At 68.8% G+C, this 9770-nt stretch carries 7 protein-coding genes; 3 read left to right on the top strand and 4 right to left on the bottom strand.

Annotated elements, in window-relative coordinates; translation table 11 throughout:
• Window positions 1-151 precede the first annotated feature (151 nt).
• The gene (locus PKH97_RS09650; RefSeq protein ID WP_324387194.1) at window positions 152-2050 is read right to left on the bottom strand and encodes a S53 family peptidase; all 1899 of its coding nucleotides are present in this window, start codon (window positions 2048-2050) and stop codon (window positions 152-154) included.
• A 323-nt stretch (window positions 2051-2373) separates the two neighbouring features.
• On the opposite strand from PKH97_RS09650, the gene PKH97_RS09645 reads away from it, so the two are divergent.
• Entirely contained in the window at window positions 2374-2772 is a 399-nt protein-coding gene (locus tag PKH97_RS09645; protein ID WP_324387192.1) for a hypothetical protein, read from the top strand.
• Here PKH97_RS09645 and PKH97_RS09640 read toward each other — a convergent pair.
• Together PKH97_RS09640 and PKH97_RS09635 are read right to left on the bottom strand one after the other, a co-directional pair.
• Complete coding sequence (locus PKH97_RS09640) at window positions 2726-3157, bottom strand: TA system VapC family ribonuclease toxin (protein ID WP_324387191.1); 432 nt, start codon at window positions 3155-3157, stop codon at window positions 2726-2728. The two genes, PKH97_RS09645 and PKH97_RS09640, sit on opposite strands and share 47 nt — an antisense overlap.
• Window positions 3154-3384 (bottom strand): hypothetical protein, encoded by a 231-nt coding sequence (locus tag PKH97_RS09635; RefSeq protein WP_324387190.1) that lies wholly within the window; start codon window positions 3382-3384, stop codon window positions 3154-3156. The genes PKH97_RS09640 and PKH97_RS09635 overlap by 4 nt, the downstream gene beginning before the upstream one ends.
• Window positions 3385-3557: 173 nt before the next feature.
• Between PKH97_RS09635 and PKH97_RS09630 the strand changes: the two genes are divergently transcribed.
• Both PKH97_RS09630 and PKH97_RS09625 read left to right on the top strand, forming a co-directional pair.
• Window positions 3558-6470, top strand: coding sequence for an AAA family ATPase (locus PKH97_RS09630; RefSeq protein WP_324387189.1), 2913 nt, complete (start codon window positions 3558-3560; stop codon window positions 6468-6470).
• Window positions 6471-6604: 134 nt separating this feature from the next.
• A complete protein-coding gene (locus PKH97_RS09625) occupies window positions 6605-9160 on the top strand; it encodes an InlB B-repeat-containing protein (protein ID WP_324387188.1) in 2556 nt (851 codons plus the stop codon).
• Between the two features lie 451 nt (window positions 9161-9611).
• Here the strand turns inward: PKH97_RS09625 and PKH97_RS09620 are convergent.
• On the bottom strand, window positions 9612-9770 hold a 159-nt coding region (locus tag PKH97_RS09620), incomplete at its 5' end, for a nucleotidyltransferase domain-containing protein (protein WP_324387193.1).

Below are 9770 nucleotides of genomic sequence, written 5' to 3'. Positions count from 1 at the left end.
CCAATGCCGCCCAGGCCGAAGACCCCCCCCGTGGCGCCCGCCACGCCCCCGCCGACGAGGCGGGGTCAGCAATGGGTGGGCAGGGCGCGGCATACGACAAGCGCGCCACCGCGGGGAGTCCCACGGTGACGCGCTCGTCGGTCCTGCGGCGTCAACGGCTGAGCGCCCGAAGGAAAGCGGTGCCGGCGGGGGTGCCAACGCCGGTGACATCGTCATAGCCCGGGCGGGTGTAGATCGTGCCGGTTTGGTTGAAGGTGCGCAGGCTCGTGCGCAATCCGTCCTCGGCATCGAAGCCGTTGATGTAGTCGACGCGGACGACGGCGGTGTCGACGGTCCGGCCGTGGTTGACATCGCGCACGGCGCTCGAGCCGGCCATCGCGTAAATCGCGGGGTTGAGGAATCCCAGCTTGGCGCCGCCGCTGAGCGAGATGGCGTCGGCGGTCACGCCGGCCATGAGGGGCGAGGAGAGCGACGTGCCGCCAATGCGGTACTGCGAGTAGCGCAGCGACCCGTCGGGGAAGGTCTGCGTCATGCCCATGAGGAAGCCGGTCTGCGGATCACCGTCGAGGGCGATGTCCGGGACCGCGCGCATGGCCTTCGCGGTGCCGAAGTAGTGGGCGATCGTGTCCGGGACGACGCCCTTCTGGTAGACCGGCTGAGTGAACAGGCGGCTGGTGCCACCGCCGGCGCCGTAGACCCACGCGGGCGGCATCGGATCCCACTTGCCGTCCGTTAGGACGGATTTGCCCGTGCCCCAGCCTTGTTCGAACCCATAACCATTGGTCTTGTTGACCCCCAGGGACGTCCCGCCGACGGCCGTGAACAAGGGGTCGTTGGCCGGGGCGTCGGCCTGCCGGCGCCCGGTGTTGGCGATCTCGTCGCCGTTGTCACCGGAGGAGACGAGCAGCGAAATGCCCTGGGCTGCCGCCTGCAGGGCGGTCTGGTGGGTCATATCGGCGACCGCTGAGCCATCGCTCTCGGTCTCGCCCCAGGAGTTGCTGACCATGTCGGCGAGTTCGCCGTTGACCACCTTGTCGATAGCGGCGTCGAGGTCGGCGTCCATGCAGCTGCGTCCGCCGACGTAGACGACATTGGCGTCGGGTGCGAGGGCGTGGGCGGACTCGACATCCAGGGTCTCCTCGCCGTACCACCCGGCACCGCCGCATTCGTCGATGTAGTGGTAGCTCTTGGGCAAGACCTGGGTCAGCTGCCCCGGCCGCCACAGATGCCCCGGATCGTTCTTGCGGGCATACGCCTGTGCATCAGCCTTGATATAGGGGGCGGCGAAGGCATCGGTGATGGCGATCCGTGCCCCCTTGCCACTGCCCGCGCCAGTCCCTACCCCGTATGCGCCGCGCAGTTGCGCCGGCTTGTAACCGCACGGGGCGTAGGGCCGCTTGGTGCCCTGCCAGTTGATCACGGAGGTGGCCGTCTTCTCGCCGAAGTAGGTGGAGCAGGGGCCCGAGTTGCGGAAGACGGGCTCCGGCGGCGGCAGCTGGCCGGGCGGCACCGGGTCGCCGCTGCCGCGGGCCTGGGTGCGCTCGACTCCCGCGTTCATCGGGTGCGCCATGGCGGAGGTGTCGAGGCCGCCGATGCCCGCGACCACAGCAGCGAGGTCGGCGGGCACGGACAGTGCCGTGGTTGGCGCGGTGACGGCCTGGCCGTTGCGGCGAAAAGTCCCGAGGCGGGTGCCGAAGGCCCTCTCGATGTCCGAAGTGCGCGCGCTAGCCCGGATGTAGCGGTTGTTGGAGGGGACCTCGTCGATCGAAAACCCGTTGGCCCGCAACCAGTTCGACACCTGGGCAGCCTGCTCAGACGTCGGCGCGAAGCGTTGGCGCCACTGCGCGGCGGTGACGAAATGGCGGTAGCTGGCCGATCCGGGGTTCGAGACCGACGCGGCAAGGGACTCGGCGCCGGCGGGATCGCGCAGCGCGAGCACGACGTACACGTCCATCCGCGCGGATGCGACCGGCGCCCCAGTGGTCCTGAGGCTCGCGGTCCACGACGGCGCCGCCGTGACGACCTTGTGAGCGTTGGACGCGCTAGCCATTGCGGGTGCCGCGAGGGCCAGAACTGAGGCCGCGGAGGCGATGACGGCGAGTTGACTGCGTTTCGAAACCACCATGTCCGGGATTGCCTTTCGGGCCGAAAGATTGCCGCTGGATCCGGCGGCTCAACGCAGTTTTGCGCGCCGCCAGGGCGCATCCCCATGACATTTGTCATGAACGAGAGCCGAGTCTCTGGTGGTGGCGTTCGGGTCCGGACCGGGTCGATGCCCCTACCGGCTGCGCTACTGCCTCGGCGACTCTTACCGTATGCCGATCCCCCGCGACCGCGCCGTCACCCGCGCTGAGCACGCTGGGAGAACGGCTGGTGACTCAGTTCGAGGGCCACCGCTGGCTGTTGATTCCGGTGGCCATCGTCAAGGCCGGCTTTGCTGCTCTGCCTCTCGCGCACTGGCGCATCGGGCGGCTCGGCGTCTGGGGGCGTCGCGTGTGCTGGCTGGGTGCCTCGGCCATGATTCTCTGGGGCGGGGTCAACACGGTCGTGGGGAATCTCGTCCTGGGCGGGGCCATCCGACCGGACGGCGGCTACGACCGCGCAGGCATGATCGGCTACGCCTGGCTATGGGATCCGCTGTTCCTTATCTTGGGGCTGGCCCTCGCCCTCGGCGTCACTGGCCTGCGCCCGTCCAGCTCCTGGGGCACGATGCCGACGCGGACGGTTACAGCACGGTCAGGTGTTCCTCGCTGGCGCCAGGAACAGCGATAAGAGGCACCGACCGGTCAAGGGTGACGAAGCGCCCCCCTCGGTGCACGGCCAGGGCGAGCAGATAGGTCTCGGTCACCTGCCGATGCCCCAACAGGCCTGACGGGGTGACAACGTCAGGGTCGACCAGGCTCAGGCCGCACGCCCAGAACTGATGATCCGTGTCCGCGATCGATGCGGAAAGGAGCGCGATTGCTTCGGTCACTGTCACAGTCCCCGGGTAGGCCGGCTGGCTCAGGATGCGCACGACGCCGTTCTGGGTGATTGCGCACGAGGCCCAACCGCTGGACAACCCGTCACGAGCCCACTCGTGAACGCGGGCGTGATCGACGTGGTCGGGGTCCACCAGGGCAATGACGACGTTGACGTCCAGGAGGGCACGCGTCACTCGTGGTCCCCGTCGCGGAGGCGCTCGACCAGGCTGTCGCTGACGGTGCGTCGGCGCGACGGCAGCAGGGCGAAGCCCGTCGCACTTCGCTGGTGGCCATCGGACGTCGCGGTCAGGGCCGCGCGGACAATGTCCGAGAGCACTTCTCCGGCAGAGCGGCCCTCGCGTCCTGCGCGTTCACGGGCGGCATCAAGCACATCGTCGTCGATAGTCAGCGTGGTGCGCATGCATCAGATGCTGACGCACCTCCTGCCTGAAACCCCGGACCGGGCAGGCCAGCGATATTCGCTCAGGGCCGTTGCAGACGCGCCCCGCCGCCCGGGTCCAGGTCCGGTCTTCCCTCATGTCTCAGGAGGAGGAAGATGGGCCGACGAATACCGGTTCAGGCAAGGGAGCTCAGATGCAGGAAGCCGGGCGCTCTGATCGAGAGCGCGCGGGCCAGTTGGCGGATGTGGTGCGCGGCGTGGTCAGTCAGCACCACGAAGCCGTGCTCGTCTCGGGCCCCCCGGGCTGGGGCACGTCCACCTTCCTCGATGGCATTGCGGCGGGCGTTCGATCGGCGGGGTGGCGCGTGGCCGCCGCCGAGGGCTCGTCCGCCCACCGGTCGATGCCCTACGCAACGATCCTCGACCTGCTGCGGGACCTGGTAGGAACGGCCCCATCAGCGTCGCGGCTGACCGATGGGATTCCCGATCTGCATCGGCTGATCGGTGGCGCAAGGCCAGCCGCCCACCAGCTGCCCACCCAGCCCGGGCTGGAACGCACCCGGCTCGCGAGTGCCATCCGGCAAGTGGTGCAGCGGGTGGCTGCCACGGGCCGAGTTCTCGTCGTGATCGACGATCTGCAGGATGTCGACGAGGTGTCGCTGGAGATCCTCAGCTTTGTCATGACCGATCGGCAAAGCCCCCGCATTGCCTTCGTGTTGGGCCTGCGGGCGGACCACGGCGCGACGCACCCGGCCGGAGTCATCTCCCTCAGCACGTATGCCGCTCGCCTGCAGCCCGGGACCCGCGTCGACCTGCGTCCACTGACCCGGTCCGAGGTGGCCGCTCAGCTCGCCGGCATCCTGTCCGGTCCGCCACCAGAGAGCCTGACGACCTTGGCCCATGGGTTGAGCGGCGGTTCCCCGGGGCTGGTTCGGCTCCTGGTCGCCGAGTTGCGCCGCCGCGGCGTCCTGGCGCAGCGGGCCGGCGTTTGGCTGCTCGGGCCCGTCGACGATCTGACGGTGCCGGCCGGCGCCGAGCCGATGCTGGTCGCGATGCTAACGGGGGTTGACGAGGTGGCGCGGTGCGCCGTCGAGCTGCTGTCCGCCGGCGATGGAGAAGTCCCGGCCACAGCGCTGTGCCGCGTCTGCTGCCGGGGACCGGCGGCAATGGAGGCGGCGCTTCAGGTGCTGGCGGACCGTGGGCTGGTGCGTGAGGACTTGAGGCCCGAGGGTCATGCGGTCCGCGGGACCGTCCCGCTTCTGCAGCGCCTGGTCGCCCAGGCATTGGGCCCGCAACGCCTTCAGGAGTTGCGTGCGGCTGTCAACCGTGCGTCGCTCAGCGACGCCATTGCCTCGGGCGTGCCGGACGGCGGCTCGGCGTTGTGCGAGGGCTGGCCGTTGTCCGACATCGACGCGTTCGAGTTGCTCCGCCGAGGGGTCGATGGGGCGCTGACAGCGCGGTCGTGGCGCGAAGCGGTGACCCTCGCCGAGGTAGGCATCAGGCGCGCGGCGGCGCTCGCGGCATACGACCAGATGGCAGGGCTGCATGAGGCACGTGCTCGGGGCCTGCACGCCGGCGGGCACCGGTCGGACGCGGTGGCGGCGTGGTCGGCGTCCGTCCTGGCCACTCCGATGGTGGACGTCGGGCGGCGGGCTGACCGGCTTCGAGAGTTGGCCGAGGTGGAGTGGCAGGAGAGCCTGTTCGCCGCTGCGAGCGGGCACATCGAGGAAGCGGCGGCGTTGGTCAAGACGGACCCAGCGGCCGCCGGGACGATCCGCGATGCCGTGACGCTCACCCGGGGGCTCTTCGCCGGTCGGGCTCCGATGCCCACCCCTGCCCAGGACGTTGCGGTCGCCGACCTGGACGCCCTGTGGCGGCGCACCGGTCTCCCAGCGGCAGGGGTTGCCAGGCTCATTGTGCTCACGGATGCGGCCGCCCGCGACGGCCGATGGGCCCAGATGCTCGACCAAGCGCGCCAGGCCTGCCGGCTCGCGGCGACCAGCGGTGACCCTCGGCTCGTGGGACAGGCAGCGGTGTCGCTCGAAACGGCGCAGGTGGTCGCGATGGACGTCGGGGCTCGCGACGCTATCGCCGTCGCGATTTCATCGGCGGCGGACGCTGAACTGGAAGCGGTCGAGGCAGACCATCGCTCCTTGGCCGCGTTCCTGCAGGTCATGGCGGGCGACATTGCCGGTGGCTTAGCGCACGCGGACGCCATTTTGGCCATCGGCTCACGACTGGGCAGCCGCTCAGTGTTGGCCAAGGGGTTCTTGGTCCGTGGGCTGATCCACGCGTATGTCGGCGATACGCGTCTGGCGCTCGCGTGCCAGGAGGAGTTTCTCGGCTGTTATGACAACGAGAACGCCAGTCTGTTGCACCTGAATGTGGGGGCCGGCGAGTTGGCCGCCCACATCGCGCTGCGTCAAGGACGCCTGGCCGACGTGTTGTCTGCCCTCGATGCCGTGGGCAACCCGCGCCGCGGCCATTGGTTCCACGCAAGCATGCTGGCGGGTTCCGCGCATTTCGGGTTGGGGGACCGCCACGCGCTTGCGGCGCAAGTGGCTGCCCTGCGTGCCCTGCCCGAGCCGATGCCGTGGGTCGAGGCCGTGATCGATCGGCTCGAGGGGTTGCGGTTGATTCTCGCGGGGGATCAGGAAGCCGCTGGGCTACTCCAGGCGAGCAGCCTCCGCTTGGAGGAGCTGGGACTGGCGCTGCCAGCGGCGGCCGGGTGGCTCGAATGGGCCGATCTGGGGTTGGCCGGCCGGCTCGACGCTGACGCGTCCGCCCGCGTCGAGAGCGCTGCTTCGGAGCTGGCAAGGATGGGTGCGCACGAGGCGGCCGAACGGGGCCGTCGCCTCCTGCGCGGCCCTCGCCGACGGGCCAGCGCGCCCGGCCGACCGGGGGAACTGACCGAGCGGGAACGGGAAGTGGCGCTCCTGGTGGCAGAGGGGCTGAGCAACCCCGAGATCGCCGACCGGCTGTTCGTGAGCACACGGACTGTCACCACGCACCTGACTCATATCTATGCGCGGCTAGGTCTGAGCGGACGCACGGCGTTGGCGCGCTACATGCATACGGGCGGAGCAACCGAGGCGCCCGGACTCTGAGCCGAGGGCAACCCGCATACGCAATCTCTACGATGCCGACCACCTGATCGGGGGTGTGGGGTGACTATCGCCGCGCGTCGCCTTGAGCGCGGACGCCTGCCCAGCGTTCCGGGTCATCCCAGGATTGAGACATCGTGAAGCGTTTCGTGAGCCGTCGCCCCTCGACCATTGCGCTGGCTGGTGCGGTGGTCGCGGCCCTGCTGGCCACTGCCGTGCCGCCCGCCGCCCAAGCCGACGACGGGGCATACCAGCCGTATGGCTCGGCAGCCTTGCTGAGCGTCGGCAGCCACCAGTACTACGACGTCTACGGCACGCAGGCGCGCGACATCTCCGAGCCGTCGACGTTCTTGCGCCAGGTGCTGACCACGCCGGTGCCCGGGGCCGGTGCCAACTCCCTGGCCACCTTGTGGGGCGACCTCGCCCGCACCATCTACTTCTCGGCCAAGTCCCGCGAGGACAGCGGTTGGCTCGCGGGTGACGGTGCCACCGGAACCATGCCGTGGGTCAGCGGCCCGGTCACCGAGGCCGCCAGTCTCGCCGCCGCCGACCAGCAGATCCGCAGCAGCCTGGCCCTCCCCGCCGGGCTCGGTACCAATAGCGACCTGACCGGCAACACCGCGACCCAGAGCGTCTTCTACCAGCTGAAGTCGGCCAAGGGATCGCTGGGCGGGAAGGTCGGGATCGCGGTGATCTACTACGACTTCAAGCTGGGCTATCTCAATGCGGGCGGGCAGATGACCTCCGCGGCACCGGGACCCGACAACAAGGTCACCACCGGCGCTGCCGATGTCTCCTACTCCGGCGGCGTGCAGAACGCGTCGAGCGTCCCGGTGCAGGCCAGCCAGTCGCTGCAGCAGTCGACCGCGCAAGAGATCGTGAATTCGGTGACCTCGACCGAGCAGTACAGCCACACCCAGGCGATCGAATACACCACCGAGCTCACCACGCCGCTGAGCGGCCTGATCGGCGGCGGCAAGGAGACGATCAAGCTCGCGCTGAACGCCACGGAGCTGTTCGGCCAGTCGACGACGAACTCGACGACGAGTAGCACGTCCACCTCGGCCACCGGCGCGGTGTCGATGGCGCTGCCACCGCATACGGGGGCATTGATCAGCCAGTCGACCACCAAGTCGACCTTCCTCGCCAAGTACGACTACCCAGTCGCGCTGCAATACCAGGTCAAGGTGGTCGGCTACTACCAGTACCAGGTCAACGTCCTGGATCAGACCTTGACCACCTTCGGGGAGAACCCGGCCGGTGCCGCGTACGCCGCCGACAATCTCCAGGCTCGTTACCAGAACCGCAACGTCGCGGGGTATGAGGCCACCCACGGTTCCGGGCTCGACTGGGCGGCCATCGACCGGACGGGGACGCGCGCCACCGCCGAGTCGGAGGTCAATTTCCGCAAGCTCTTCGGCGACACGATGACCTACAACTACACCCAGATGATGGACCGGCTGATCAGCGTGCGGCCGATGTCCTTGACCGGTGGTGTGCTCAGTGGCACGAGCACAACGATCGCGTCGAACGTCGCCGCGATCACGCCGCTCTATCCGCTGGAGCGGGTGTCCACAACGCAGCAGCGAGCGATCACGCTGACACCCGACGATCAGCTGTTCACCGACGACCTCCCCCTGCGCGGACTCAACCGGTACTACGTCGACTACTACGGCTTCAACCCGGTGCGCGGTCATTGGATCGTCCTTGACGCCACGGGTGCGCCGGCCCCGACCAGTCCCGTTGCCCAGCTCAGGACCAACCCCATAACCGGGACCACGACGCTGGATGCCGGTGGCACCCCCGGCACGGTGTATCTGAAGTACCTGATCGAGGACGGCCTCTACACCTCGGGCGACCAGAGCGGTCCGGCCACGACCAACGCCGATCTGGTGAGCACCGCGGTCGTCCCCGTGACCGTCACCCTCAAGCCCTTCGTCGGGTCGATCGCGGTGACCGGGGCGCTGACGGGCTATGTGGGGGATCCCGAACTGACGATCAGCGGTCCGCTGACCCCCGTTCTCAGCGACACCACCGGTCTGCAGGTCGATCGCCCGGTGACCTGGCAGGCGCAGGAGTTGCCGTCCTTCGGAATCAAGGTGGTCGACAACAAAGTCACCTTCACGGTCGCTGGGACCTTCCACGTGCGGGCTGTCGTCGACGGCGTCTACTCGCCCTGGATCGCGGTCACGGCGCGGCCGAAGCGGAAGCTCGCCTCCATCGTGATCGCGGATCCGTTGAAGGTCTTGACCGTGACGCTGACAAAGGGCGGGTCGGCCACTGTCGATCTCACCAAGCTGCCTGTGGTGGCGAAGGATCAGTACAAGCAGCCCTTCCCCCTGCGCACATCGGCGTGGATCCCGTCCGGGGCCGGCCTGAACGTGCGCGGACGTGTTCTCACGGTGACCGCCGCGGGCAGCTACGCGCTGGCGCTGAAGAGCGGCACCGTCTTGTCGAACTCGCTGCCGGTCCGGGCGACGCTGCTGCGGCGTCAGTTGCGGTTCAACACCGGCGGTGGCCAGGTCTTGGCGCCCCGAACGTATGCCGACGGCCGGGTGATCGACCTTGGGAACTTCAGCACCGCCCGCTCCGGCTACACCTTCACTGGCTGGTACACCGATGCGTCGCTGACGACCCGCGTGGCCAAGTTCGCGATCACGGCCGACACCACGGTGTATGCCGGCTGGCGATAGGCATGGGGAGGGCCGTCCCCGGGGCGGTTAAAGTCGTCCGCTCCCCGGGTGGTGGTCGGACCCACTAGGTGAAGATCTGTATGTCATCGGCACTTATGCCGCAAGGCATCAGATCCGTGACGTCGAGGACGAGGTCTATGACGCCCTCGCCCGATGGGCGGCTGAGGCCGGACTCTCGGTGCCGGGGTACCTGCGCCGTGAAATCGAGCGACTGGCCGCCCACCCGACGGTCACGCAGTGGCTGGAGCGGGCGGTACGCCCATCGGGGACTCCTCGGGAGAGCCTGGGAACTACGGCACACGGTTCGCGAGCTGGATGCGGCATATGTGGCCCTGGCGGAGGTGTTGGGCGCGACGCTCGTCACGCTTGATCGGCGACTGGCGGCGGCTGCCGGCGGCGAAGCGCGCTCGGGGTCGGATCGACTCACACGGCACCGCGTCCTGTCGCGCTATCAGACCTCGTCCCGCAAGAAGGACTCACTCACAACGTCAACGCGCCGACCCTGCAACGAACTCAGCTCCTCGGCCAGGCCCGAGAGCCGAAGCAACTCGTTGGCCCGCCCCGGCACCAGGTCGACCATGAGGTCGATGTCGCTGTCACGGCGAGCATC

Source organism: Nostocoides sp. (genome assembly GCF_035343835.1).
Classification (GTDB): Bacteria; Actinomycetota; Actinomycetes; order Actinomycetales; family Dermatophilaceae; genus Nostocoides_A; species Nostocoides_A vanveenii.
The sequence above is the reverse complement of the archived record's forward strand: the minus strand, read 5'-3'. Positions and strand labels throughout refer to the sequence as shown.

Excerpts from the sequence above, each read along its gene's own strand:
- PKH97_RS09630 (WP_324387189.1), top strand. The coding sequence starts at position 3,558 with ATGCAGGAAGCCGGGCGCTCTGATCGAGAGCGCGCGGGCCAGTTGGCG.
- PKH97_RS09650 (WP_324387194.1), bottom strand. The coding sequence starts at position 2,050 with ATGGCTAGCGCGTCCAACGCTCACAAGGTCGTCACGGCGGCGCCGTCG.
- PKH97_RS09635 (WP_324387190.1), bottom strand. The coding sequence starts at position 3,384 with ATGCGCACCACGCTGACTATCGACGACGATGTGCTTGATGCCGCCCGT.